Raw genomic sequence first — 24,516 nt, forward strand, 5'->3', positions numbered from 1 at the left:
CCCCGGTCGCCGAATCCGGATACGCTGAGCAAGGTGGCTCCGGGCCCGAGGTGGGGGTGAGATCGGCCACGCCGTGCGGAGGTGCGAGGTGCCGGGAGAATCAGAGCCGCGGTGGCGGCACGACGCCCTGACCGCGGTCACCGCCGCAGTACGGCGCTTCCCCTTCACACTCGCCACCGCCGCGGTGATCCTGCTGCTGGGGCTTGCCGTCGGCGGGCTCTGGGACGCGGTGTCCGACCGGTCGTGGTACCCCGACATCGCGTACGGCCTGCCCTCGTTCGAGAAGGGGCGCTGGTGGACCCTGGTCACCGGGCCGCTGTTCTGCGCGACGCCGATCGACTACCTCCCGGTGCTCGTCGGCGTCCTCCTGCTCTGCGGGCTCGCGGAGGCACGGCTCGGGACCCGCTGGACCGCCGCGGTGACGGCCGCCGGCCAGCTCGGCGCCGTCCTCCTGGCCGCCCTGCTGCTGTTCGCCCTGCGGCACACCGCATGGACCTGGGCGAAGGACCTCGCCGGCACCGTCGACGTCGGCATCTCGGCGGGCGCGCTCTGCGCGGGCGCGGTGGCCTCGGCGGCCCTGGCCTCGCCGTGGCGCCAGCGGCTGCGGCTCGGCCTGATCGCCTACGCCGGCGTCTCACTGCTGTACGTCGGAGGGCTCGACGACCTGGAGCACGCGCTGGCGGTCGCCGGCGGGCTGGCGGCGACCCACTGGCTGCGGGTGCCGGGAGCCGCCCGGACCTCCGGCCGGCTCAGCCGCCGGGAGTGGCGGCTGCTGGCCGTGGCCGGCCTGCTTCTGATCGCGGCGATCCTGCTGGTCGTCTGGCTGGCCCCCGGCCGCAGCCCGGTCGGGGAGACCAGGGGGCTGGGCGGACCGGGCTGGCAGGTCCTGCTCTCCCTGGCGCTCATCGGGCTGCTGGTCAACGGGCTGCGCCGCGGCCGCCGCACCGCCTGGCGCTGGACGGTGCTGCTCTGCGTGCTGAACGCGCTGCTGGGCCTGTTCGTCGGGGTCGTGTACGTGATCGGCAAGGCCCTCGACGAGCAGGTCACGGTCACGGGTGCCGCGGTGTTCGTCCCCACCTCGGTGGTCTGGACCGCCGAACTGGTCGTGCTGATCGCCGGCCGGGACGCGTTCCGGGCACGGCGCCCCCGCCGCCGGGCCCCCGCGGCCGGCACCCGGCCGCCGGCGCCGTCAGCCGACGGGGACCCTCGGACCCGGGCCGCGGACCTGCTGGTGCACCGGGGCGGGGAGAACCTCTCCTGGATGACGACCTGGCCGGACAACTCCTACTTCTTCCCCGACGACGACGGGAGCTACATCGCCTACCGGGCACACGCGGGCGTCGCGGTCGCGCTGGGCGATCCGGTGGGCGCGGCGGACGACCGGGCCCGGACGATCTCGCGCTTCGCCGAGATGTGCGACCGCACGGGGCTGGTCCCGTGCCTGTTCTCCGCCACCGCCCGGGCCGCCGAGGCCACCGACGCGCTGGGCTGGCGGTCCGTCCAGGTCGCCGAGGACACCGTGATCGACCTGCCCGACCTCGAGTTCCGCGGCAAGGCCTGGCAGGACGTGCGCACCGCCCTCAACCGGGCCAAGAAGGACGGCGTCGAGTACCGGCTGGTCTCCCTCGCCGAGCAGCCCCGTCCGGTCCTCTCCCAGGTCCGCGGCATCTCCGAGGAGTGGGTCGGCGACATGGGCCTCCCGGAGATGGGATTCACGCTCGGCGGCGTGGAGGAGGCCATGGATCCGCGGATGCGGGTCGGCCTGGCGATGGAGGGAGAGGAGCACCTCCACGGCGTGACGTCGTGGATGCCGGTGTTCGGCGCGGACGGAGAGCCACAGGGCTGGACCCTGGACATGATGCGCCGCCGCCGCGACGGCTTCCGGCCGGTGGTCGAGTTCATGATCGCCTCCAGCTGCCTCGCCCTCCGGGAGGACGGCGCGCGCTACCTGTCGCTCTCCGGCGCGCCGCTGGCCCGCACCGGCCCCGCCCACGCACCCACCGTGCTGGACCGGATCCTCGACCAGCTGGGCGCCGCCATGGAGCCGTACTACGGGTTCCGCTCGCTGCACTCCTTCAAGGCGAAGTTCCAGCCGCGCTACGAGCCGATGTTCCTGCTCTACCGCGACGAGGCCGACCTGCCCCGGATCGGCCTGTCCCTGCTGCGCTGCTACATGCCCTCCGCCACGGTGCGCGACCTGCTCCGGGTGCCGGCGCACCACGGCTGACGGGACGGGACCCACCGTGCGTCACACGGAAGTCGACATCAACGTGGTCATCACCATCCCCGACCAGGGCGTCGGTCTCTGGATGCTCGGCGCCTTCATCCTGACCTTCGGCGGCACCCGGGCGGTCACCCGGCTGATCCGGGCGGGCCGTGGGCCGTTCCGCAACGTCGAGGTCGGCGGCACCCACGTGCACCACCAGGTGTACGGCATCCTCGCGATGCTGGTGGCCGGCGCGATCGAGTTCTCGTACCGGCCGGACACCCCCGGGGCACAGATCCTGGCCGTGCTGTTCGGCGCGGGTGCCGCCCTGACGGTCGACGAGTACGCGCTCTGGCTGCACCTGGAGGACGTCTACTGGGCGAAGGAGGGCCGCAAATCGGTCGATGCGGCGTTCCTGGCGGCGGCGGTCGGCCTGCTGCTGGTCGCCGGGTTCAACCCGTTCTCCGACGTCGGGTCGGGCACGGCCAACCAGCTCGTCTTCGCCGGGGTGCTGCTCGTCAACCTGGCCCTGTGCGTCGGCACGATCCTCAAGGGCAAGACGGCGATGGGCGTGATCGGCCTGCTGGTCCCCCTGGTCGGGCTGGTCGGCGTCCTGCGCCTGGCCAAACCGACGTCCCCCTGGGCACGTTGGCGCTACCGTCCGGACTCGCGCAAGGCCGCACGCGCCCTGCGCCGCTACCCGCCCGACCGCCGGACCCGTCTCGACGCCCTCAAGGACTTCGTCGGCGGCGTGCCGCACCGCTGACACCCCGGCACCCGCCCCGCGACACGCGGGCAGGAACGTCCCTGCGCGCCGGAGGCGCCCGGCCCGGTGCAATGGCCGGGCCAAGCCGGCCGTCGAAAGGGGTAGCCCGGCGGAGACAAGGACTGCGGAGTCGGGTCCGCTGCGGGTGCTGGACGTCAGCGGTGCCGCCTACCCCGCACCGACCGCCTGGACGAGGCGGTGGACGTCGCCGAGTTCATGGTGAACGTGGCGACCTGGCCGCCATGGACCCGCTGCCGGACCGTGCCGAGCTGACCGCCTACGTCCAGCAGCACTTCGCCCGGCCGGACGGCACCTACGTCATCGGCCACACCCAGGACATGCCGACCGTCCGGCGGGCTTGGCCGACGGGGTGAGCAGGCCGGTGAGGCTGGCCCGGTGACGCGGCGCCAGTGACGCGGGCTCCGGCGCTGCAGACTCCGTTCGGCGGAGCCGCAGCGGCCGCCGGCAGGGATTCCGTTCACCCGGTGGACCGTTGACAGCCCGTCGCGGGGCTCGGTGTAATGCGGGTGCAATACGGAGGCAGGTCGGACCGGCCGTTTCGGGCTGTTCCCGGGGGAAAGCAGGAATCATGCGCGTGGACACCACGGAAGCAGTGGAATTCGCCGGGCGGAATGCGCGGATGGCCGCGCTGTACGAGCGCGACGAGGCCTGCCAGGGGCTGGGCATCGCGCTCGACGAGGTGTCCTCCGGGCGGGCGCGGATGCGCATGACGGTGGCTCCGACCATGGTGAACGGCCACGGCATCGCGCACGGCGGCTACCTCTTCCTGCTCGCCGACGCGGCGTTCTCCTACGCGTGCAACAGCTACGGCCCGGTGACGGTGGCGCAGGCCGCGCAGGTCACCTTCCTGGCCCCGGCGGCGGTCGGGGACGAACTGACCGCCGAGGCCGTGGAACGCGTCCGGTCCGGGCGGAGCGGGATATACGACGTGACGGTGCGGAACTCCGCGGAACAGGTGATCGCGGAGTTCCGCGGGCAGAGCGTGATGCTCGCCGGGAAGCCGCACGCCGGCTGACCGGGCGCGGGGGCGGCCCCCGCCCGGCCGCCGGGCGCGGAGCGCCGGATCAGGCCGGCGGACGCTCGTCCACGACCTGCTGGAGCTTGCCGGTGCGCGGGTTGGTGATCAGCCCGGAGCGCGGCACCCACTCGACGGTGAGGTGGTGGACGGCGCCGGCCGCCACCTCGTCGGGGTACAGCGGCCGGGCCCGGTACACCGCCTCGACCAGTCGTTCGCCCAGGCGCGGCGGGGGCTCCTCGGTGCAGCCGAGCCGCAGGATCAGGCCGTCCTTGCCGTCCCAGCGCCGCTGGACCAGCTGCATGCCGGAGATGACCTGGTCCGGGTCGTTGGCGACCAGGACGGCGCGGATCTCCTCGGTCGGCATCGCCACCGTACCGACCCGGGCGCCCTCGGTGGACCGGCCGACCAGGCGGAACCGCCCGCGCTCGACGTCGACCCACTCGGCGCGGTCGCCGGTCGGGTAGCGCAGGATCGGCATCAGGGTGCGGAACAGGTTGGTGACCACCACCCGGCCGGGCACCCCGGGGGCGGTGACCGGCTCGCCGGTCACGTCGTCGACCAGCTCCACCACGGTGCGGTTCGGGAACGCCTCGTGCACCCGGACGTCGTCGCCCGGCACCGGCGCGCCGACCAGCCCGGCGTCCACCGAGGCGTAGCCGACCGAGGCGACGGCCGCCTTGGGGAAGGCGCGGGAGAGGATCGGCCGCAGGTCGGCGAAGAGCAGGTCCCCGCCGAAGAGCAGCAGTTCGATGCGCTCGGCGGTCTTCCCGTGCCTGACCAGGTACTCGGCGACCGAGCTGAGCTTCATCGGCTCGCCGGCCAGCACGTCGACGCCGAAGTCCTCGATCAGGGCGGCCACATAGGCGTCGGGGGCGGCGCCGACCGGCAGCCGGACGTTGTCCACCGGCGCGTGGTGCAGAGCGTTCTCGATGTAGAGGAAGCCACCGTAGAGCTCGCCGGCGCAGAACAGGTTCGCCACCCGGTGCCCGGGCCTGAGACCGGCCTGCACCAGGCCCGCGCCGAAGGCGGTCACCGAGTCGGCGTGCTCGGCGCGCGACCAGGGCGAGAACTTCGGGACGCCGGTGGTACCGCCGGTCTTGTAGACGCCGGCGTCCGACAGCGGTCCGGTGAGCAGCCGGTTGTCCGGCCAGGAGTTGGCGGCCCAGAAGGCGGTCTGCTCGATGACGGGGAGCCGGTCGAGGTGCTCGACGCGGGCCGGGAGGCCCTGGTAGAGCTCGGCGTAGAAGGGGGAGTTGCGCCGGGCGAAGTCGATCAGCTCCGGCAGCGGTTTGGCGGGCACGAACACTCCTGACGGTTGGTCAGCTGGGGTCGGGGCGGCCGATCCAGGTACGGGCGAGGGTCTGGACGGCGGCGCCGTCCGGGTCGGCGAGCTTCTGTTCCAGATACGCGGCGGCCCAGGCGTTGGTGGGCACGCGAAAGGCGGGCCGTTCGGCGCGCAGGGTCCGGACGACCACCTCGGCGACCTCCCGGGCGGGTTGCCCGGCGGCCTCCCAGCCCTGGCCGCCGACCCAGGCCAGGTAGTCGGCGAAGGTGGGCGCGTACGGGCCGGAGGCGGCCTCGATGGTCGTGCGGTTGATGTCGGGGAAGACCCCGAACCCGGTGTCCGGCACGAAGCCGGGGACGACGACGCAGACCCGGACGCCGTGTGCGCCGGCGACCGGGGCGAGGCTCTCCATGAACCCCTCGACGGCGAACTTGGCCGCGCAGTAGGCCTCGTTGAAGGGCTGGCCGACCACGCCGTGCACGCTGCCGACAGTGAGCAGCCGGCCGGCCGAGGCGCGCAGCAGCGGCATCGCGGCGCGGCTGACGGCGATGACGCCGAAGAAGTTCACCTCCAGGTTGGCCCGCAGCGCCGCCATCGTGGACATCTCCAGCGTCGGATCGCAGTTGGAGATGCCGGCGTTGTTGACCACCGCGTCCAGCCGTCCGTAGGTCTCGGCCACGCCGTCCACGCAGGCGGTCACGGAGCCGGCGTCGGTGACGTCGAGCCGGCGGACGTCCAGGGTCACGCCGGCCCGCTCGGCCGCCTCGGTGAGCACCCGCCCACGGGCCGGGTCGCGCAGCGTGGCCACCGTGGTGAACCCGGCCCGGGCGGCCGCGACGGCGGTGGCCTGGCCGATCCCGGAGGAGGTGCCGGTGATCAGGACGACGCGCCCGCTCACCGCGCGGTCTCCGTCAACTCCGGTGCCGTGTCGGAGGGTTCCTTCGGCTCACGGGCGGCCGCGTCGAGCCGGGCCTGGATGCCGAGCGCGGGCAGGAAGGAGCAGGCGGCCAGCAGGGTGCCGCCGACCATGGTCCAGCGCGCGGCGTCCCGGATGCCCAGGGGTGCGGTGAGCAGCGAGACGGCGAGACCGCCGGCGAGCGCGGCCAGCGGGATCACGCCCCAGGTGACGGTGCGGAACGCCGCGTGCATCACGCCCTGGTGCTCGGCGGACATCCGGGACTGCCGGGTGGGCGCACTGCACACGTTGATGCAGGACATGAAGAAGCCGTAGCAGCCCATGGTCACGGCGATCACCGGCCCGGCCGGCAGTGCGGGCGCGGCCAGGACGCCGAGCCCGACCAGGCAGTGCAGCAGCAGCGACCAGGCGAGCGTGCGGCCCAGGCCGAACCGTTCGCTGATCCACGGGGCGACCACGGCGCCGGCCAGCGCGCCCACGGCGCCGGCCGACATGGCCGCGCCGAGGACGCCGACCGAGACGTCCAGGCCGCGGTAGGCGAGGACCGGCAGCACGGTGACGAAGACCGGGCCGCCGGAGTTGAGCGTGACGGCCGCCAGCACCACCCGGCGCAGCACCGGGTCGGCCCAGTTCATCCGGAAGCCGGCGGTCAGCCGCTCCCAGACCGTGCCCTCGACCACGGTGCGCTCGCCCCACGGCTTCATGGACCGGAAGCAGGCGGCGGAGACCACGTAGCTGGCCGCGTCCACCAGCAGCGCGGCCACGCCGAGCGCGCTGTACAGGCCCGCCGCGATCGAGGGGCCGGCCACCTCGGCGACCGAACCGCTGCCCTCCAGCCGGGAGTAGGCGCGGACCATCTGGTCCTCCTTCACCACGGCGGGGACGGCGATCAGATAGCCGACGTTGAAGAAGATGGTCGCGCCGCTGATCATCGCGACGCAGCCGAACAGCAGCGGGGTGGAGAGGAAGTCCAGCCAGTAGGCCAGCGGGATCACCGCGACGGCGGCCAGCCGGACCAGGTCGCAGACCAGCATCGTCCAGCGCTTGTTCCAGCGGTCGACCAGCACGCCGGCCACCGGCCCGAGCAGCGGGATGCCCAGGTACTGGGCCATCGCCACCACACCGACCTGGAGGGCGGAGGCGTGCAGGACGAAGATCATCAGGGTGGGCACGACGAAGACGGTGATCCGGTCGCCGACCACGCTGACCGTCTGGCCGGCCCAGAACAGGTTGAAGCCGCGTCCCAGGTCGGCCGGGCGCCGGGCCTTCACGAGGCCTCCTGGTCGGCCGCGCGGACCACGAAGCCGGCCGTCTTGCCGGTGCGGTCGTTGCTCACCAGCTCGTCGACCGCGCGGACCCGGAGGTTCTCCGGGTCGTGCTGGAACGCGGTGCTCAGCGTGAACGTCGCCGAGAAGAGCTCCGCGCGCAGCCGGTCGGTGTCCACGGCGACGCCGCGGCCGGTGAGCACCAGGACGTCGACGCCGGTGGCCCGGCCGCCGTTCTCGGTGATCACCACCTGCGCCCGGGAGACCCCCGGCTCGCGCTCCGCCCGGGCGACCAGCTCGTCCACGTGCAGGCCGAGGCCGCGCACCTGGACCACGCTGTCCCGGCGGCCCAGCACCCGCATCGCGCGGCCAGGCCGCCCGCACGGGCAGGTGGTCAGCTCGCCCGCGTCGCCGGTGCGGTAGCGCAGCACCGGGTTGAGCATCTCGGGGTTGAGGGTGGTGAAGTCCAGCGCCCCGTCCGGGCCCACGTGCACCAGATGCTCGGGCAGCGGGTGGAAGGTGTCGGCCGGGCAGTCCGGGGTGTTGGTGGCGACCACCCACGTCTCGGTGGAGCCGAACATGCCCCAGCGGCGGGCCTGCGGCGCGACGGCCGCTATGTCCTCCGCCAGCTGCGGCTGCCAGGCCTCGCCGAGCCAGAGCACCTTGCGCAGGGCCGGCAGCTCGAGCCCGGCGGAGCGGGCGTGGGCGAACCAGAGCCGCAGCACGCTGGGCGTCCCGCCGATGGCGGTGACCCGCCGGTCGGCGAGGAAACCCAGCCAGTCCCCGTACTCCTCCCGGGTGACCGAGCCGAGCGCGATCACCCGGCAGCCCGCCAGGTCGGCCAGCGCGGCGGCGAGGAAGTGCGCGCCCCACATCCGGCCGGCGCCCCAGGCGTTGACGAAGGTGTCGTCGCGGTCGAGCGGCTGCCAGTGCGCGTGCACCCCGGCCATGTAGAAGCCGGTGGGCGCGTAGCCGACCTTGGGGGCGCCGGTGGAACCGCCGCTCTGGAACAGCCAGGTGGCGCCCGTCCCGGCGCGCGGCTCCAGGTGGGCGAGGGCCACGTTCAGGTCGTCCTTGAGCAACGGCGGGAGGGCGGCCAGCTCGTCGAGGGTGCCGACGGTGCCGGACACGCCGGCGTAGCGCGGGGCCAGCGCGGGCACCGTCCGCAGCCGCGCCAGAGCCCGGGCGGCGACGGGTAGGTGCGGCTCGGCGGCCCCGGGCGGCAGGGAGAACGTGTCGGTCATCGGAGGTCCGTCCGTGGGGTGGTGGGGGTGCGGTTGGCGAGCCACTTGGCGTGGGCGTCCCGGTAGGCGGTGAACCGGGCGCGGGTGACGGCCCGTTGGAGTGTCCGGTCCGGGTCGGACCAGTCCGGGGCGATCACGCCGTCCGGCTCCAGCTCCGAGAACCAGTACCGCTCTCCGTCGTACAGGAAGTCGACGCAGAAGAACGGGATCGCCAGCTTCTCCGCGAAGTAGGCGGTGGCATCGGCCAGTTCGGGGGGCACGGGCGGGAACTCCATCGCCCCGCCCCGGCTGGCGTTGGCGACCGGCGAGCCCGGCTCGGGGATCCGCTTCATCACCGCGTACGGCTCGCCGTCGACCACGTAGACCCGGTAGTCGACGGTGCCGTCGCCGAGGTAGGGCTGGGCGATCAGCGTGGTGTCGCCGCCCTGGGCCAGGCTGGCCAGGCCCCGGATGTCCTCCGGGCCGCGGGCCAGGTTGATCCCGCCGCCGCCGCACCAGCCGGCCGGTTTGACGATGGCCGGGTAGGTGAGGTTGCCGAGGGCGACCTCGTACTGGTGCTTGCTGATGTCCCGGCCGGTGCCGATCCGGACCGACGGGATCGGCGGCACCGGGGAGTCGGCGAGGTGCAGCACGGTGGCGAGCTTGTCGTTGCCGATCAGCGACACCTGCGGCGGGAACGGCAGGTAGAAACCGGCCTGTTCGAGCACCGCGTAGAGCGCGTACTGGTTGAAGATGTCCATCGACTGGTACGGCAGCGAGTAGAGCGCGGTGACGAAGAGGGTGTCCTGCGCGGTCACCGGCTCCTCGTCGACGTAGACCAGCGGCCTGGACGGGTCGGTGGCGTCCACGGTGACCGCGTCCGGCGCGTGCCGGCACCAGGTGAGGCCCAGCTCCTCGGCGGTCTCGGCGTAGAGGTCCCAGAAGAAGTGGTGCCAGGTCGCCGTCATCCGGGTGGACTCGCGGTCAGGGAAGATCCAGCACATCCGGCGCAGCGGGCCGGGGTCGTTCGCGAGGCCGGTGGGGTTCACCGTGCTCCTTCCGGGGTGGTCCGTGCGGTCGTCGGGTGTGCGGCGCGCGTATTGGGGCCGTTGGGCCCGGCGGGCCCGGGGCGAGCCCCCTGGCCGGCCAGGTCGGCCCACCAGCGGCGGCCGGCCTCCGGGAGGGTGTCCACCGGGTCGTAGTACGGGTGGCGGCGCCCGAGCCGGTCCTCACCGGTGGGCTCGCGGACCTCCGGCTCGGTGCGGTAGTTCTTGGTCCAGTACGAGATGCCGCGCTCGCGGTCGTACCCGACGGCCTGGTGCACCCAGCGCTTGCCGAGGTCCGGCACGTCGCAGACCAGACGCGGCGTCGCGTAGCCGGGCAGGTAGCCCATGATCGCCTCCTGGAGCCGCTGCGCCTCGTGCACGCTGGTGCGCCAGTGCTCGGCGTTGGGGATCATGTCGCAGAGGTAGAAGTAGTAGGGCAGGATGTTCGCCTCCCCCTGGAGGGCGAAGCAGAGGTCGAGCAGGTCCTCGGGGGTCGCGTTGACGCCGCGCATCAGCACGCCCTGGTTGCGGACGTCCCGCACGCCCGCGTCCAGCAGCGCCCGGGCCGCCTCGGCGACCAGCGGGGTCACCGACCGGACGTGGTTGGCGTGCGTGTGAACGGCGAGGTTGACGGCGCGCCGGGCGGCCAGCGCGGCCACCCGGTGGACGCCGTCGAGGATCTGCGGCTGCAGCCAGTGCTGTGGCAGGCCGACCACCGCCTTGCTGGCCAGCCGGATGTCCCGGACCGACTCCAGCTCCAGCAGCCGTAGCAGGAACGACTCCAGTTGCGGCCAGGGCACGTTGGCGAGGTCACCGCCGGAGACCACCACGTCGCGCACGGCCGGGGTGCGCTTGAGGTAGTCGAGCATCTGCTCCTGGCGGTGGGCCGGCCGGAGCACCAGCCTGGCCTTGGTGACCTGGGGCGTGGAGGTGCCGACCAGGTCCATCCGGGTGCAGTGGCCGCAGTACTGCGGGCAGGTGGAGACCAGCTCGGCCAGCACCTTGGTGGGGTAGCGGCGGGTCAGGCCCTCCACCACCCACATCTGTGCCTCGTGCAGCGAGTCGCGTTCGGCCTTCGGGTGGCTGGGCCACCGCGGGTGCCGGTCGGCGTGCACCGGCAGCATGTAGCGGCGGACCGGGTCGGCCAGGAAGGCCTCGGTGAAGGCGTGCGGCTCGGCCGGGACCTGCGCCGCCATGGTGTTCAGCATCTGCGGCGGCAGCAGGATCGGCATTGTCGCGAACTCGGCCTGGTCGGCGGCAAGTTGCTCATAGAAGGCGTCGGTGAGCAGCTCGCCGGCGACGGCCCGCAGCTGCCGGGCGTTCTTGACGCAGTGCGCCCGCTGCCACTGGGCGTCGCGCCACTGGGCGTCGGTCACGTCGCGCCAGCCCGGCAGCCGGCGCCAGTCCGGCTCGACCGGCGTCGTCCGGACGTACTGGTACGGCTGCTGCGGCGGGGTGCGCACCGGGGGTTCGGGGCGGTCCATCCGGGCGGCTACTGGCCGGTGAAGAGGGTGGCGAACCGGGTGCGGAGCTCGCGCTTGAGCACCTTGCCGGTGGGCCCGAGCGGGAACTCCTCCGCGGTGCGGGCGATCCGGACGGCGGCGAGCGCTGCCAGACCGGCCCCGGCCAGCGCCTTGTTGGCGGCCTCCAGGACGTCCTCGGCCCGCGCGTCCTCGGCCTGCGCCTGCAACCGGACCACCGCGACGGGCCGTTGGCCCTCGCCGGCCGTGCCCGGCACACCGATCACGGAGCAGTCCCGCACCAGCTCGGCGCAGTCGGCGAGCAGAACCTCCTCGATCGGCAGGCTGTAGACCGGCCCGGCCGCGGTGTCGATGACGTCCACCGTACGGTCGAGGTGGTAGAACCGGCCCTCGGCGTCGCGGCGGGCGACGTCCCCGGTCAGCCAGTAGCCGGCCAGCTCGAAGCTGCTGGTGAGGCGGGCGTTGTTCCAGTAGCCCGGTGTGCGGGACGGCGTGTCCACCGCGAGCAGCCCGACCGCGCCGTCCGGGACCTCCTCGCCGTTCTGGTCCAGCACGGCCGCCCGGCGGACCACCTCCAGCGGCTTGCCGACACAGCGGTCGTCCCGGACGGTCTCCGGCGTGGTCACCTGGCCGAACAGCGCCATGCCCATCTCGGAGGAGCCCAGCCCGTCGACGAACTGCGAGCCGGAGAGGGCAGGTTGCCCGGCCTTCTCGCTCGGCAGCAGCCACGGCCGGATCAGCCCGGCCGGGCGCTCGCCCAGCCGGACCAGCCGGCGGATGTGCCCGTAGTGCGCGCTGTCACCGGTGTTGAACCAGGAGTGCACCTTGGCGGCACCCTTCACCGGCAGTTCCCCGGTGGCGAGTTCGACGAAGGTGCGCGGGAACGACGCCACCATGGTCGGCTCGAACGCCTCCATCACCGGCTCGACGACCGGGCGCCGCCAGTCGGCCATGACCACCGTCGGCAGGCCGAGCAGCGTCGCGGTGAGGAAGTAGCTCAGGCCGCCCGCGTGGGTGTGCGGCATCAGCGACATCAGCCGGTCGTACGGCTCCGCCGGGAACCGCAGCATGCGCGGCTGCTTGCCGTCCCAGAACTGGCGGTGCGCCAGCATCGTCGACTTGGGCGTGCCGGTGGTGCCGGAGGAGTGGATCAGCGCGACCACGTCGTCCGCCGCGTGCCGGTACGGGTACACCGCCGGGAGCCCGCCGGAGGCGTCCGCGTCGAAGGCCTGCACCTCGGCGGCGAGCGCGAGGAACCGGGGCCGGCGCTGCGGGTCCTGGCGGTAGGCGGCGGCCAGGCGGGTGGTGTCGTCCGCGACCACGCCGACCACACCCACGTGGTTGAGGTAGCGGACCATCACGTCGTGCCGCATCGCGTCGTTGACCAGGGCCGGGACGGCGCCCAGCGCGCTCAGCGCGAGGAAGTGCAGCAGCGGCTCCAGCCCCTCGCCGATCACCACGGCCACCGGCTCGCCGGGGCGCACGCCGTTGGCGTGGTACCAGGCGGCGTACCGGTCGCGCAGGGCGGCGAGGTCGAGCAGGCTGTGGCCGCGCAGCACGACGGCGCCCCGGTGGTCGGTGTGGTGGCTGTAGGCGAACGGGACGGCGCGGTGGGGGTTCACCGCGATGGCGTGGTCGAGGAAGTTGCCGGCGCCGAGGTCGGGCTCGGTCATCAGCCGCTCGCGGGCGGCAAGGGGCGCGACGGGACTCTGGTGGGAACTCTGGTCGCTCATGGCGTCTCCTGGGGGGGTGGCCCGTGGCCTGGTTCTCGTGGAACGGGCGGACGGGCTTGGTGGTGTGGGAGATCTGGTGCTCGGCGGACGGGTTCGTGCGGTGGTGGTGCCGGACTGCCGCTCCGCCGTCCTGCCCGGACGTACGGTGGTGCGGCGGGGGGGTCGCGCGGGGCGGCCACCGGGCCGGGCCGTGCTCGGGCCGGGGGTGCTCGGGCCGCGGGCTGCGACCGGGCCGGGAGGTGATCGGTCCGCGGGCAGTGACCGGCCCGCGGTGATCGGTCGGCGAGGTGCTCAGGCCTGGAAGTCGAGGATCTCCGCGACCACGCGGTGCCCGGAGCGGACCGCACCCTCCAGCAGCCCGAAGTACTCGGTGCTGGTCTCGGTGCCGGCCCAGTGCACCCGGCCGTGCGGGGCGGTCAGCGCCGGCCCGAGCCGCAGCCAGTCGCCGGGCCCGAGGAGGGCCGCGTAACACCCCATGCTGTACGGCTCGTTGACCCAGTCGGTGACGTGGAAGCCGATCGGATCGGGGAGCATCGGGAAGAGCCGGGTGGCCTGCGCGGCCGCCGAGGCGCGCTGCTCCGCCCCGTCCAGGGCGGCGAACCGGTGCGCCTCGGCGCCGGTGACGAAGCCGGTCAGTACGCCGGTCGGTGCTCCGGCCGGCGAGTCGTCGACCGTCGAGAGCAGCGGACCCTCGGCGTTGACCGACCAGCCGGAGAGCCCGTGCTCGCGCCAGAGCGGCGTCGGGTAGACCAGGTGGACCTTCACCGCACAGCCGCGTCCGGTCCGTTCGCCGGAGCGGGGCGCGGCCGGCGCGGGGTGCTGTTCGAGCGCGTCGGCGAGCAGCGGCGGCAGCGCGACCACCGCGACGTCCGCCCGGTACTCGCCCCGCGCCGTACGGACGGTGACCCAGTCCTCGTCCTGGCGGACCGCCAGGACCGGCTCGCCGAGCCGCAGCCGCCCGCGGGGCGAGGAGACCAGCCGGGCGGCCAGCCGTTCGCAGAGCAGGTGCGCGCCGCCGGCCACCCGGTCCTGCTGGGCGCCGCCCTCGAAGGCGTTGAGATACCGCAGACCGCCGCCCGAGCGGAGGTAGAAGGCCATGTGCAGGACGGAGACGTCGGCCGGGTCGGCGGCCATCATCTCGCCCAGGAAGAGCGGGAAGAAGAGCCGGGCGTCCGGGTGGGACAGCTCCTGCTCGGCCCAGTCGGCGGCCGTCAGGGTGTCCAGCCGCTCGGCGTCCGGGGTGAGCCAGGGCGCGTCCGGCCGTACGGCGGCGGTGAGTTCGGCGAGCCGGTCGAAGAGGTCGCCGAGCGCCACGGCGTTGAGCGGCGGGAATCGGCCGTCCCGGGTGGCGTGCCCGCCGCCGGTCCGGTCGCCGGCCTGGTCGCCGCCCGGGTCTCCGCCCCTGTCGCCGCCGAGTGCGAAGCGACTGGCGCCCAGCATCGTGGTCGGCGTGGTGCCGAGGTCCAGTTCCTTGAGGAGGGCGAGGAGTTCGGTGTGCCGGTCGCCGAGGTAGGCGGCCCCGGCGTCCACCCATGCGCCGGGGGAAACCTCGATCCCGTGCGTCCGACCGCCGACCCGGTCCCGTGCCTCCAGCACGGTGACCTCGACCCCGCGGGCCGCGAGCCCGGCCGCGGCGGTCAGCCCGGCCGGCCCGGCCCCGACGACGACGGCGGAGGCGACTGTGGCGCGTCTCCGGCCGCTCATCCGGCGGACGCGATCAGCTCGGCGAGGCCGGCCGGGGTCGGCGCGAGCACGAAGTCCTCGAAGGACAGCTCGACCCCGTAGGTACGGGCGACGGCGCTCAGCACCCGGGTGGCGATGAGGGAGTCGCCGCCGAGGAGGAAGAAGTCCGAGTCCGCCGCGACGTCGGCGCTCTCCAGGACGCGGCGGAAGATCACCGCCACGCCCTCCGCGTCGGCGGACGTGGTGTCAACGCTGGTCATCAGTGCTCTCCTTTGACCTGTGGGTGCGCCTGTGGGGCACCTGGTGGTGGCCTGGCAAGAGGCCCGGCCGGGGCGTGCTGGGGCGTGCCCCGCCCTCGGCCGTACCGGGCCCCGGCCGGCCGCGTCGGGGCGGGCAGGGAGTGAACCCGTCCCGGGGGCTAGTGCTGCGACGGAACCGACGGAACCGCCGGGACCGACGGAACCGCCGGAACCGGGGCGGCTCCGGGTGTCCGGCCGGATCCCGGTCCGTGCGGCGCGTGGCGGCCGTGCGAGCCGGCGCGGTCGACCTTGCCGCTCGCGGTGAGCACCAGTTCGGGGACGACGGTGATCCGGCTGGGCACGAGATGGCCCGGCACCCGGCCGCGCAGGTACGCGCGGACGTCGGCGTCGAGCGTGCCGGCGGTGGCGCCGGGACGCGGCACCACGTACGCGACCAGCACCGATCGGCCGGCCAGCGTCGCCCCGGTCACGGCGACGGCGGTGACGCCCGGGTGGCCGGCGATCTCCGCCTCGACCTCGGCCGGGTCGACCCGGATGCCCCGGACCTTCAACTCGCCGTCCAGCCTCCCCCGGTGAGTCAGCACGCCGTCCGGCGCGCGGCTCACCCGGTCGCCGGTGCGGAACCAGCGGACCTCGTCGACGACGGCGAACCGCGCCCCGGTGGCCTCCGGCAGCCCGTGGTACCCGAGCGCCACCGCGGGCCCGCCGACGAGCAACTCGTCCTGCTCGCCGATCCGTTCCAGGACGTGTGGGAGCGCCCGGCCGATCGGCACCCGGTCACCGGCCGCCCACGGCCGCGCCCGCTCGGCCGCCCGCGGCCCGTGCAGGTCGACGGCATGGGTGATCAGCGTGGTCTCGGTGGACCCGTAGGTGTTGAGCAGCCGGATCCGGCCGGTGTCCAGGGCGGCCCAGTCGGCGAGCCGGGCGGGGTTGGCCGCCTCGCCGCCGATCACCACCAGCCGGACGGAGCCGGGGAGCGTCCGCCGTTCCTCGGTGAGGTGGAGCACCAGCTCGTTCCAGAACGCGGTCGGCAGGTCCAGGACGGTGATCCGCTCACGCTCGACCATCCGCAGGAACCGGGGGAACGAGCCGGAGTGCGCCTCGGCGTCGAGGACGAGGGTGGCACCCGCGGTGAGGGTCGGGAGGATCTCCTCGAAGCAGGTGTCCCAGTTCAGCGAGGCGAACTGCAGCACCCGGTCGTCGGGCGTCAGCCCGAACAGCTCGCGCAGGGACGCCACGGTCACGGAGATCGCCCGGCGGGGCGTCACGACGGGTTTCGGCTGCCCGGTCGAACCCGACGTGAACAGGAGATAGGCCGGCTGCTCCGGATCGATCCGGCGCGGCTCGCCTGCCGGCGGCTCCGCCACCGGATCCGCCGTGTCGGGACCGGCTAATCGCGGCAGACCGACCAGCCCCAGGGCCGGCCCGTCCAGGCCCGGCTCCAGGCCCCACCCGTCCAGAAGCGGCCCTGCCAGGAGCGGCCCGTCCGGGCCGTACCGGTCGTCAGGACCGGTGGCGGTGGCCAGTCCGGTGCGGCACCCCACCGCCGTCAGCATCGCCTGCCGGCGCTGCGGCGGGATGGCCGGATCGACCGGGCAGTACGCACCGCCCGCCGCCAGCACACCGAGCAGCCCGACCACCGTCTCCGGTGTGTGGACCGCCGGCACGGCGACCACGCCCGGAGCGGCACCCAGCCGTTCGGCCAACGCGCCCGCCAACATGCCGAGTTGGCGATAGCTCAGGACGTGTCCGTGGTGGACAATCGCCGGTCGTGCGGAAAATCGGCCCACGGTTTCCGTGAACGCGTCAATCAGGTCGGAAGTGGCTCCGTTGATATTGCGGTTATTTGTCATGCCCGCCCCAAAGAATGCCGTGCGAGCCCTTGTCGGTGCTCGGCGAGCCGGGACTCTACCTTCGAACATGCGTAGCCACAATGGATGTTGAGGATGCTGCTTCAAGGATTTGTGGTTGACATGTGAACGAGGCGAGGTCCAGCAGGGCTGGCCCCTGTGACTCCAGCGACTTCGATGAGCGATGCCAAGGCGACGGAGAGTGATCTCCTCGCGGGATTTCCCGCCCTGTGGTGTGTATGCGATTGACAGGTCCGGCATTTCCCGGAACACGGGCGGATCCCACCGCCGCCACACCACCCCGGAGATCTTCCGTACCGGAACGGTGCCGGAGTTCCCGCGGATCGCGACCGAAGAAGCGAACCCCCGCACCCACCGGGCGGAAAGGCCGGCGAAATCCCGTGCCGAATTTGCCAGGAGGATGGCGGCGAGCCGTAGGGGGTTCTCAGGCGACGGTCGGGCTGCGGCGCTCGACCAGCACGACGTCGCGCCAGCGGCCGTGGTGGCGGCCCAGACGCTCGCGGGTGCCGACCACGCGGAACCCGGCCCTGATGTGCAGGGCGAGGCTGGCGGTGTTCTCGGGGAAGATGCCGGACTGCACGGTCCAGATGCCGGCGGCGTCGGTGGACGCCAGCAGCGCCCGCAGCAGGACCAGGCCGACGCCTCGGCCCCGGGCCTCGGGGTGGACGTAGACGGAGTGCTCGACCACCCCGGTGTACGCGCACCGGCCGGAGACCGGCACCACCGCGGCCCAGCCCAGCACCCGGCCGCCACCGTCGACGGCGGCCAGGCGGTGCTCCGGGAGCCGGGCGGCGTCGAACACCTCCCAGCCGGGGGCGGTCGTCTCGAAGGTGGCGTCGCCGCCGTCGATCCCGGCCTGGTAGATCGCCAGGACCTGCTCGGCGTGGGCGGGGAGCATCGCGGCGACGGTCACCGGTGCGCCCGTCACGCGGCGGTCTCGATGCCGAGCTCGGCCAGCAGGGCGCGGATGCGCTGCCCGATCCGGTCGCGGATCGGTCGGACCGCGTCCACGCCCTGGCCCGCCGGGTCCTCCAGCTCCCAGTCCAGGTAGCGCTTGCCGGGGAAGTACGGGCAGGCGTCGCCGCAGCCCATGGTGATCACCACGTCGGCCGCCTGCACCGCCTCGCCGGTGAGGACCTTGGGCACCTCGGCGGAGATGTCGATGCCGACCTCGCGCATCGCTTCGACCACGGCCGGGTTCACGGTGCCGGCAGGGGCGGAGCCGGCCGAACGGACCTCGACCCGCTCCCCGCCGAGACGGGCGAGGAAGGCGGCGGCCATCTGGGAGCGGCCGGCGTTGTGCACGCAGACGAACAGCACGGACGGGACGGCGGGAGTACTCACGAGCGGGTCCCTTCGAGGGGGAGGACAGGAGGGAGGGCCGGGTCAGCGGCCGGAGGAGGCCGGGTGGTGCTCACCGTGCGGAACGACGACGTCCTCCACAGCGGCGGGCACGGGGCGGCCGAACAGCACGGCGACCAGGGCGACACCGACGGCCAGCCCGGCGAGCTGGGCGACGACGAACGGCAGGACCGAGGCGGGGGCGATGCCTGCGAAGGTGTCGGTGAAGGCCCGGCCGACCGTCACGGCCGGGTTGGCGAAGCTGGTGGAGGAGGTGAACCAGTACGCCGCGCCGATGTAGGAGGCGACCGCGACCGGGGCGAAGTGGGCGCGGCCGGTGCGGGCCAGGCCGAAGATCAGCAGGACCAGGCCCGCGGTCGCCACCACCTCGCCCAGCAGGAGGTGCGGGTCCGAGCGGTCGTGGGTGGACCAGCGCACCAGCGGCTCGGCGAACATCGCGTCGGCCAGCACCGCTCCGCCAGCCGCCCCGGTGACCTGCGCCGGAACGTAGGCGGCGGCCTCGCGCAGGCTCGGCCCCTCCCCGCTTCGCCGGCCGGCCCACCAGGCGGCCAGGGTGACGGCGGGGTTGAAATGGGCGCCCGAGACGGGGCCGAGCAGAGCGATCAGCGTGCCCAGGCCGAACACGGTGGCCAGGGAGTTGGCGAGCAGCTGCACCCCGACGTCCGGGGACAGCCGGGTGGCCTGGATACCGGAGCCGACCACGACGGCGACCAGCGCTCCGGTCCCGACGAACTCGACCGCGGCCCGGCGCCCCAGCGGCGCCGTCCCCGTCATCTCGCCTCCCCGGCGGCCACGGCGGCGGTGCCGGCCGGGGCCTGGAGCAGGGAGGACAGCTTGGCCAGGGCAGCCGGCAGCACCCAGTAGTAGACCCAGGTCCCGCGCCGCTCGGAGCCCACCAGACCGGCTTCCCGCAGCACCTTCAGGTGGTGGGAGATGGTCGGCTGGGAGACGTCGAACGGACCGGTCAGGTCGCAGACGCAGGCCTCGCCGCCCTCATGAGACGCGATCAGTGACAGCAGCCTCAGCCGCACCGGATCGGAGAGTGCCTTGAACATCTTCGCCAGGTCGACGGCGGCCTCCTCGCCCAGCGGCTCGCGGACCATCGGCGAGCAGCACGCAACGGTGTCGTCCTGCCCCAGGACGACCAGCTCTGATTTCGACATACGTCTATGTTGACAGCCATCTAAGCGAAGAGGCAAGCTCGCTGTATCGACAGATGTCGAAACAAGACCTCCGGATCAGGGAGACCGCCATGTCCCGTGTTCAGCTCGCCCTGCGCGTCGCCGACCTCGAAGGCTCCATCGCCTTCTACTCCAAGCTGTTCGGCGCCGAGCCCGCCAAGCGCCGCCCCGGCTACGCGAACTTCGCCATCACCGAGCCCCCGCTCAAGCTCGTCCTCATCGAGGGCGAGGCCGGCGCGGACACCCGCCTCGACCACCTCGGCGTCGAGGTCGAGAGCACCGAGCACGTCACCGCCGCCGCCACCCGGCTCAAGGAGGCCGGCCTGGCCACCTTCGAGGAGGCCGACACCTCCTGCTGCTTCGCGCTGCAGGACAAGGTCTGGGTGACCGGCCCCGGCCAGGAGCCCTGGGAGGTCTACGTGGTCAAGGCCGACGCCGACACCCTCGGCAAGAGCGGCGCAGCTCCGGACGCCTGCTGCGGCACCACCGCCTGCGGCACTCCGGCCTGACGCGGCGTGGGGTGGCCGGGCCCCCGGCCCCGGGCACCCCGACTCCCCGCAGTCACAGCTTGGTAACGTCCCGCCGACCCTCTGGATGTGCCATTGCACATATCACATTATGCTCCTCATGAGAAAAGCCGTAGCCCTGCTCTCGGCGGCCGCAGCCGTCGTCGCCTTCGGCGGAGCGTCCGCCAGCGCCGCATCCGACACACCCGCCCCCGAGGACGTCGGCCAGGGCAAGCTCGTCTGGAGCTCCTGCAACGACGCCGCCACGCCCGCGCTGCAGTGCGCGATGCTCGACGTGCCGGTGGACTACGCCGACCCGCACGGCCGCAAGATCAAGATCAAGGTGAACCGCCTCCCCGCCACCGCACCCCAGGACAAGCAGCAGGGCCCGATCCTGCTCAACCCCGGCGGCCCCGGGGACTCCGGGCTGTGGATGCCCGCCTACATCTCCGGGCAGATCCCGCAGGACGTCGCCTCGACCTACGACTGGATCGGCTTCGACCCACGCGGCACCAACGGCAGCGATCCCCATGTCGTCTGCGACGCCCACTACTTCGACGGCGAGCGCCCCGACTACCAGCCGAGCCAGGGCACGTCGAAGGCCTGGCTGGCGAAGGCGGCCGGGTACGCCGCCAACTGCGCGGCCGACTGGTCGTGGCTGATGCCGCACATGACCACCGTCGACAACGCGCGCGACATGGACAGCATCCGGCGGGCTCTCGGCGTCCGCCAGATCAACTTCTACGGCGGATCCTGGGGCACCTCGCTGGGCTCCACGTACGGCCAGCTCTTCCCCTCGCACGTGCGGCGGATGGTGCTGGACAGCATCGTCGGCCCGACCATCAGCTGGTACGACCACAACATCCTTCAGGACAAGGAACACCAGCGCCGCTTCGACGCCTTCGCGGCCTGGACGGCCAAGGCCGACTCCACCTACCACCTGGGCACCGACACCGCCGCGGTCAAGAAGGCCTACGACCAGGTCGAGGCCGCCCTGCGCACCGACCCGGTGGACGCCGCCCCGGCCGCCGGGAAGATCGGCCCGGCCGAATTCGAGGACACCTTCTACGGCGGCGGCTACAACTTCCTGCGCTGGCCCCGGATGGCCACCGTCCTCTCGGCCTACCTCACCCAGCACGACACCCGGCCGCTGAACATCGCCTACAACCGCTACGCGGCGCCCGGCGGCGACGACGGCGCCTTCCCCGCCTACAACGCGGCGCAGTGCACCGAGAACGCCTGGCCGCGCGACTGGGAGTTCTGGAAGAAGGACCAGACCAAGGTCAACGCCGTCGCACCCTTCTACACGTACAACAACATGTGGTACAACGCGGCCTGCATGTTCTGGCCCTCCCAGGGCAACCCGGCCGGCCGGACGAAGATCACCGGCAAGGGCCTGCCGCCCGTCCTGCTCTTCCAGGCCACCGAGGACGCCGCCACCCCGTACGAGGGCGGCCTCGCCATGCACGACGCGCTGCCCGGCTCGAAGCTGGTCGTCCAGACCGGCGGCAGCTTCCACGAGATCCTCTTCCACGGCAACGCCTGCCTGGACGACACCTTCACCGCCTACCTCCGCGACGGCAGCCTCCCCAAGGGCGGCGGCCGCATCGCCAAGACCTGTGCCCCCGAGCCCGAGCCCGACCCCGTCTACGTGACCCCGCCGCCGGCCCTGACCGGCAGGACCGCCACCGCCGTCACTCCTCTCGCGCCCACCGACCCGGAGGCCGTCCACGGCGTCCTCCGCTGACCGACGGCCACACCCCGCGCGGCCGTCGGCGCCCCGCCGCCGGCCGCGCGGGGCCGTCCGGGCGAGCGCACGCGAGTGGACGGCGCACCGCGACGGCGACGAGGGGTGAGCAAAGGCCGGTGGGTCGGCCCCGGTCGGGCTGCCCACCGGCCTTCCGTCGGTGGGTCAGCCGGTCCAGCCCGGGCTGCGGCCGCTGAGGGCGAGCGCACGGTCGAAGGCGGAGGCACCGGCCGGGGCGGTGACGGCCGGGCCGTAGTCGCCGTTGGCACGGGCCTGCATGGACCGCCTGGTCGCGCGCGCCGAGACCGACGACCCCGGGCCGCTCAGGACTCGGTGGCGGCGTCCGGTGCGGCCCGCGGCGCGAAGCTGACGACGGCTTCGCTCTTCACCAGCCAGGCGACCCCGAACGCGAGGACGGCGACCGCCTCGCCGGCGTACATCAAGGTCAGGGGCGAGTCCCAGGTGAGGTGGAGGACAGCTCCGGCCGCGACCAGGGCAACGCACGCCACGATCACCCAGCCGCAGACCAGGTACACCCAGTCGCGCGCGGGCCGCCGCCCACCGCTGGACGGGGAATCCGCGAAGAGCTGGAGACAGAAGTACGCGAGTACGCCGAACAGGCCTGCGGCGAAGCAGAGATGGAACGTGCCGATGGTCGTCTGCGCGGTGGTCGGGTGTGGTGCGACCGACCCCGGTGGCTCGGCGGGGAAGAGTGCCACCAGGATCGCCAGGACGCCGGCCACCGAACTCAGGCGGTCCTCCCGGCGGTCGTGGCGATAGCAGATCAGGAAGACGCCGACGGCGCAGAGGCCACCGACGAAGACGTTGCGCATGTGGGTGTAGTACGACGCGCTCATCGAGCTGAGCAGGGCGATGCGGGAGGAGGTGAGGCTGTTGCCGACGGGCAGGACGATCGGCAGCAGCAGGCCGAGGACGCCGATGCCCAGGCGGAGGCGTCGCACGGTCTGCTCGTCCTGGGCCTGGTGGTCGCTTGAGGGGTGATCGGACATGGAACGGCCCCCTTGACGCGCTGAGGCTGTCGGGCCGCGGGCGGCGCGGCCGGGGAGCGGCGCACCACGAGGCGGCAGTCGCTGCGGGGTGTACCCGCCCCGCGGGGCCGGGAACCGGGTTCGCAGCGATCCGGTGGTCGCGCTTGTGCGGTGGTCCGCTCCGGTCCCTCGTGCGGCGGCCCGAACCGGACCGGTGCGCGACGGCTCCCTCGTGGCCGTACCCGGAGCCGCCGCCGTCGCCCGGGAGAGCGCCATGCCTGTCTCCACCCACGCGCTGTCGCCCGCGCCCCCGAACCGGCGAGCGCTTCCCGGCGCCCGAAGCCTGCGTCAGACTGTGGCGGCGCGGGCGGTCAGGCGTGCCGCCCTCATGGTGCGACCACCGTGCTGTCCGGGGCGGAGCCGGCCTTGCGGGTGCCACCGACTTCGGAGCCACTCGTCTCGCTAGACTTCCGACCCGAGCGAGGAGTTCGACCCGCCCCGAGCCGTCCCGGCCGGTGGCGGGACAACACGTCCGAGGGGGACGCGAGTTGACCCGGATCCTGGTCATCGGCGGCGGCATCGCCGGGGCGGCGGCCGCCCTGACGCTCCACAAGGCGGGCTTCGACGTCACCGTCCACGAGGCGCACCCCGACACCGGGGAGGACATCGGCGCCTTCCTGACCCTGGCCTCCAACGGCATGCGCGCGCTCGCCCAGGTCGACGCGGCCGGACACGTCGCCGCCCTCGGCTTCCCCGTCACCGTCATGCACGTGATCGACCAGCACGGCGCCGAGCTGGCCACCGCCCCGCTCGGCGAGCCCGACGACCCGCTCATCCGGTACCGCTGCCTGCGCCGCGCGGAACTCGGCACGTCCCTCCGGTCCGAGGTCCGCCGACGCGGCATCACGATCCGCCACGGTGCCCGGCTCACCGCCGTCACGGAGACCGCCGCCGACATCACGGCCCACTTCGCCGACGGCACCACCGCCACCGGCGACCTCCTGGTCGGCGCCGACGGGCTGCGCTCCGCCGTCCGTGCCTGGCTCGATCCCACCGCGCCCGGCCCCGGCTACGCCGGCCAGCGCGTCTTCTACGGGTACAGCACCGCCACCCCGCCGCCCCCCGGCCCGACCGAGCGGATCACCATGGTCCGCGGCAGCGCCACCGCCTTCGGCTACCTGGTCTCCCCCTCCGGCGAGACCTTCTGGTTCGCCCGCGTGCCCGGCCCGCCCGTGACCGCCGAGGAGGCCACCGGCACCACTCCCGCCCAGTGGCGGGAGCAGCTGGGCCTGCTGCTGCACCCGGACGACACGCCCACCGCGCGCATGGTCGCCACGACGGGCGACCGGCTGATGGTCACCAACGCCCTCCACCTGCAGCCGGGCACCCGCTGGCGCACCGAGCGCGCGGTCCTGATCGGCGACGCCGCCCACGCCGCCTCCCCGGCCACCGGCCAGGGCGCCTCGATGGCCCTGGAGGATGCCGTCGTCCTCGCCAAGGCCCTGCGCGACACGTCCTCCCCCGCCGCCGCCCTGGCCCGCTACGAGCACCACCGCCGGCCCCGGACCGAACAGAACATGGCCGCCAGCGCCCGCCTCACCACCGGCCCCACCTCCGGCCGGCCCTCCGCCGCGGCCCCGCCGCAGGGCTCCGAGCGCCCGGCCTCCCGCCCCGACGAGGAACTCCTGCACCTCCTCACCTGGGACACCCCGCTGCCCTGAAGCCCACGAGGCGGCGCCCCCGCCTGCGGGGGCGCCGCCGGGCCGGGCCGTACCCAGGGGCGGGGTGCGGCTCCTGAGGGGGCGGGCCAGACGCGGAACCGCCGTGCCGTCACCCTCGCGTCTCTGTCTTTCGGTAGAGGCGGGATCCGCCGTGAGGCGCACACCATCGCGACACCCGGTACCGATACTGGTCAGCGTGGCTCGTCATCGTCCCTTCCGTCGCTCAGTCCGCACGC

At 73.6% G+C, this 24,516-nt stretch carries 22 protein-coding genes; 7 read left to right on the forward strand and 15 right to left on the reverse strand.

From position 1 onward, the window contains the following. Positions 1–88: 88 nt before the first annotated feature. The 4 genes from OG286_RS02775 (at position 89) to paaI (ending at position 4,008) form a co-directional block, all read left to right on the forward strand. Positions 89–2,227, forward strand: coding sequence for a bifunctional lysylphosphatidylglycerol flippase/synthetase MprF (locus OG286_RS02775; protein WP_396320413.1), 2,139 nt, complete (start codon positions 89–91; stop codon positions 2,225–2,227). A 16-nt stretch (positions 2,228–2,243) separates the two neighbouring features. Further along, complete coding sequence (locus OG286_RS02780; RefSeq protein WP_396320414.1) at positions 2,244–2,972, forward strand: hypothetical protein; 729 nt, start codon at positions 2,244–2,246, stop codon at positions 2,970–2,972. Positions 2,973–3,214: 242 nt separating this feature from the next. Then, on the forward strand, positions 3,215–3,346 hold the full coding sequence (locus OG286_RS02785; RefSeq protein ID WP_396320415.1) for a hypothetical protein: 132 nt from the start codon (positions 3,215–3,217) through the stop codon (positions 3,344–3,346). Between the two features lie 266 nt (positions 3,347–3,612). Beyond that, positions 3,613–4,008 (forward strand): hydroxyphenylacetyl-CoA thioesterase PaaI, encoded by a 396-nt coding sequence (gene paaI / locus OG286_RS02790; RefSeq protein ID WP_396320565.1) that lies wholly within the window; start codon positions 3,613–3,615, stop codon positions 4,006–4,008. A 49-nt stretch (positions 4,009–4,057) separates the two neighbouring features. On the opposite strand, the gene OG286_RS02795 is transcribed toward paaI, so the two are convergent. From OG286_RS02795 to OG286_RS02860, 14 genes are all read right to left on the reverse strand, one after another. Further along, positions 4,058–5,311, reverse strand: a complete 1,254-nt coding sequence (locus OG286_RS02795; protein ID WP_405364687.1) for a phenylacetate--CoA ligase family protein — start codon at positions 5,309–5,311, stop codon at positions 4,058–4,060. A 19-nt stretch (positions 5,312–5,330) separates the two neighbouring features. Beyond that, positions 5,331–6,194, reverse strand: a complete 864-nt coding sequence (locus tag OG286_RS02800; protein ID WP_405364688.1) for an SDR family NAD(P)-dependent oxidoreductase — start codon at positions 6,192–6,194, stop codon at positions 5,331–5,333. Further along, the gene (locus tag OG286_RS02805) at positions 6,191–7,483 is read right to left on the reverse strand and encodes an MFS transporter (protein ID WP_396320418.1); all 1,293 of its coding nucleotides are present in this window, start codon (positions 7,481–7,483) and stop codon (positions 6,191–6,193) included. Before OG286_RS02805 ends, OG286_RS02800 begins: the two co-directional genes overlap by 4 nt. Beyond that, positions 7,480–8,721 (reverse strand): AMP-binding protein, encoded by a 1,242-nt coding sequence (locus OG286_RS02810; RefSeq protein ID WP_405364690.1) that lies wholly within the window; start codon positions 8,719–8,721, stop codon positions 7,480–7,482. The genes OG286_RS02805 and OG286_RS02810 overlap by 4 nt, the downstream gene beginning before the upstream one ends. Beyond that, positions 8,718–9,749, reverse strand: coding sequence for a RimK family alpha-L-glutamate ligase (locus OG286_RS02815; RefSeq protein WP_396320420.1), 1,032 nt, complete (start codon positions 9,747–9,749; stop codon positions 8,718–8,720). Before OG286_RS02815 ends, OG286_RS02810 begins: the two co-directional genes overlap by 4 nt. After that, complete coding sequence (locus OG286_RS02820) at positions 9,746–11,230, reverse strand: KamA family radical SAM protein (RefSeq protein ID WP_405364692.1); 1,485 nt, start codon at positions 11,228–11,230, stop codon at positions 9,746–9,748. The genes OG286_RS02815 and OG286_RS02820 overlap by 4 nt, the downstream gene beginning before the upstream one ends. A gap of 8 nt (positions 11,231–11,238) precedes the next feature. After that, positions 11,239–12,960, reverse strand: a complete 1,722-nt coding sequence (locus OG286_RS02825; protein WP_396320422.1) for a class I adenylate-forming enzyme family protein — start codon at positions 12,958–12,960, stop codon at positions 11,239–11,241. Between the two features lie 291 nt (positions 12,961–13,251). Continuing rightward, the gene (locus OG286_RS02830; protein ID WP_396320423.1) at positions 13,252–14,664 is read right to left on the reverse strand and encodes a flavin monoamine oxidase family protein; all 1,413 of its coding nucleotides are present in this window, start codon (positions 14,662–14,664) and stop codon (positions 13,252–13,254) included. Continuing rightward, a complete protein-coding gene (locus tag OG286_RS02835) occupies positions 14,661–14,903 on the reverse strand; it encodes a phosphopantetheine-binding protein (RefSeq protein WP_396320424.1) in 243 nt (80 codons plus the stop codon). The genes OG286_RS02830 and OG286_RS02835 overlap by 4 nt, the downstream gene beginning before the upstream one ends. Positions 14,904–15,061: 158 nt before the next feature. Continuing rightward, a complete protein-coding gene (locus OG286_RS02840) occupies positions 15,062–17,014 on the reverse strand; it encodes an amino acid adenylation domain-containing protein (protein ID WP_405366032.1) in 1,953 nt (650 codons plus the stop codon). 184 nt (positions 17,015–17,198) lie between these two features. After that, a complete protein-coding gene (locus OG286_RS02845; protein WP_396320567.1) occupies positions 17,199–17,672 on the reverse strand; it encodes a GNAT family N-acetyltransferase in 474 nt (157 codons plus the stop codon). A gap of 26 nt (positions 17,673–17,698) precedes the next feature. Further along, positions 17,699–18,118 (reverse strand): arsenate reductase ArsC, encoded by a 420-nt coding sequence (locus OG286_RS02850; RefSeq protein WP_396320425.1) that lies wholly within the window; start codon positions 18,116–18,118, stop codon positions 17,699–17,701. 42 nt (positions 18,119–18,160) lie between these two features. Beyond that, a complete protein-coding gene (locus OG286_RS02855; RefSeq protein WP_396320426.1) occupies positions 18,161–18,910 on the reverse strand; it encodes an aquaporin in 750 nt (249 codons plus the stop codon). Beyond that, on the reverse strand, positions 18,907–19,299 hold the full coding sequence (locus OG286_RS02860; RefSeq protein ID WP_396320427.1) for an ArsR/SmtB family transcription factor: 393 nt from the start codon (positions 19,297–19,299) through the stop codon (positions 18,907–18,909). The genes OG286_RS02855 and OG286_RS02860 overlap by 4 nt, the downstream gene beginning before the upstream one ends. 89 nt (positions 19,300–19,388) lie before the next feature. On the opposite strand from OG286_RS02860, the gene OG286_RS02865 reads away from it, so the two are divergent. Further along, positions 19,389–19,826 (forward strand): ArsI/CadI family heavy metal resistance metalloenzyme, encoded by a 438-nt coding sequence (locus OG286_RS02865; protein ID WP_396320428.1) that lies wholly within the window; start codon positions 19,389–19,391, stop codon positions 19,824–19,826. Between the two features lie 118 nt (positions 19,827–19,944). Further along, positions 19,945–21,570, forward strand: a complete 1,626-nt coding sequence (locus tag OG286_RS02870) for an alpha/beta hydrolase (RefSeq protein ID WP_396320429.1) — start codon at positions 19,945–19,947, stop codon at positions 21,568–21,570. Between the two features lie 323 nt (positions 21,571–21,893). Here the strand turns inward: OG286_RS02870 and OG286_RS02875 are convergent, their stop codons facing one another. Continuing rightward, positions 21,894–22,580 (reverse strand): DUF998 domain-containing protein, encoded by a 687-nt coding sequence (locus OG286_RS02875; RefSeq protein WP_396320430.1) that lies wholly within the window; start codon positions 22,578–22,580, stop codon positions 21,894–21,896. A gap of 527 nt (positions 22,581–23,107) precedes the next feature. Between OG286_RS02875 and OG286_RS02880 the strand changes: the two genes are divergently transcribed. Next, positions 23,108–24,280, forward strand: coding sequence for an FAD-dependent oxidoreductase (locus OG286_RS02880; protein ID WP_396320431.1), 1,173 nt, complete (start codon positions 23,108–23,110; stop codon positions 24,278–24,280). Positions 24,281–24,516 lie beyond the last annotated feature (236 nt).

It is taken from the genome of Kitasatospora sp. NBC_00039 (assembly GCF_045160625.1).
Classification (GTDB): Bacteria; Actinomycetota; Actinomycetes; order Streptomycetales; family Streptomycetaceae; genus Kitasatospora.

What these genes read in the sequence shown, in the direction of transcription:
- OG286_RS02785 (WP_396320415.1), top strand. Translation starts at nt 3,215, where the DNA reads ATGGACCCGCTGCCGGACCGTGCCGAGCTGACCGCCTACGTCCAGCAG.
- paaI (WP_396320565.1), top strand. Translation starts at nt 3,613, where the DNA reads ATGGCCGCGCTGTACGAGCGCGACGAGGCCTGCCAGGGGCTGGGCATC.
- OG286_RS02810 (WP_405364690.1), bottom strand. Translation starts at nt 8,721, where the DNA reads ATGACCGACACGTTCTCCCTGCCGCCCGGGGCCGCCGAGCCGCACCTA.
- OG286_RS02820 (WP_405364692.1), bottom strand. Translation starts at nt 11,230, where the DNA reads ATGGACCGCCCCGAACCCCCGGTGCGCACCCCGCCGCAGCAGCCGTAC.
- OG286_RS02825 (WP_396320422.1), bottom strand. Translation starts at nt 12,960, where the DNA reads ATGAGCGACCAGAGTTCCCACCAGAGTCCCGTCGCGCCCCTTGCCGCC.
- OG286_RS02830 (WP_396320423.1), bottom strand. Translation starts at nt 14,664, where the DNA reads ATGAGCGGCCGGAGACGCGCCACAGTCGCCTCCGCCGTCGTCGTCGGG.
- OG286_RS02835 (WP_396320424.1), bottom strand. Translation starts at nt 14,903, where the DNA reads ATGACCAGCGTTGACACCACGTCCGCCGACGCGGAGGGCGTGGCGGTG.
- OG286_RS02840 (WP_405366032.1), bottom strand. Translation starts at nt 17,014, where the DNA reads ATGCCGGACCTGTCAATCGCATACACACCACAGGGCGGGAAATCCCGC.
- OG286_RS02845 (WP_396320567.1), bottom strand. Translation starts at nt 17,672, where the DNA reads ATGCTCCCCGCCCACGCCGAGCAGGTCCTGGCGATCTACCAGGCCGGG.
- OG286_RS02855 (WP_396320426.1), bottom strand. Translation starts at nt 18,910, where the DNA reads ATGACGGGGACGGCGCCGCTGGGGCGCCGGGCCGCGGTCGAGTTCGTC.
- OG286_RS02860 (WP_396320427.1), bottom strand. Translation starts at nt 19,299, where the DNA reads ATGTCGAAATCAGAGCTGGTCGTCCTGGGGCAGGACGACACCGTTGCG.
- OG286_RS02865 (WP_396320428.1), top strand. Translation starts at nt 19,389, where the DNA reads ATGTCCCGTGTTCAGCTCGCCCTGCGCGTCGCCGACCTCGAAGGCTCC.
- OG286_RS02870 (WP_396320429.1), top strand. Translation starts at nt 19,945, where the DNA reads ATGAGAAAAGCCGTAGCCCTGCTCTCGGCGGCCGCAGCCGTCGTCGCC.
- OG286_RS02875 (WP_396320430.1), bottom strand. Translation starts at nt 22,580, where the DNA reads ATGTCCGATCACCCCTCAAGCGACCACCAGGCCCAGGACGAGCAGACC.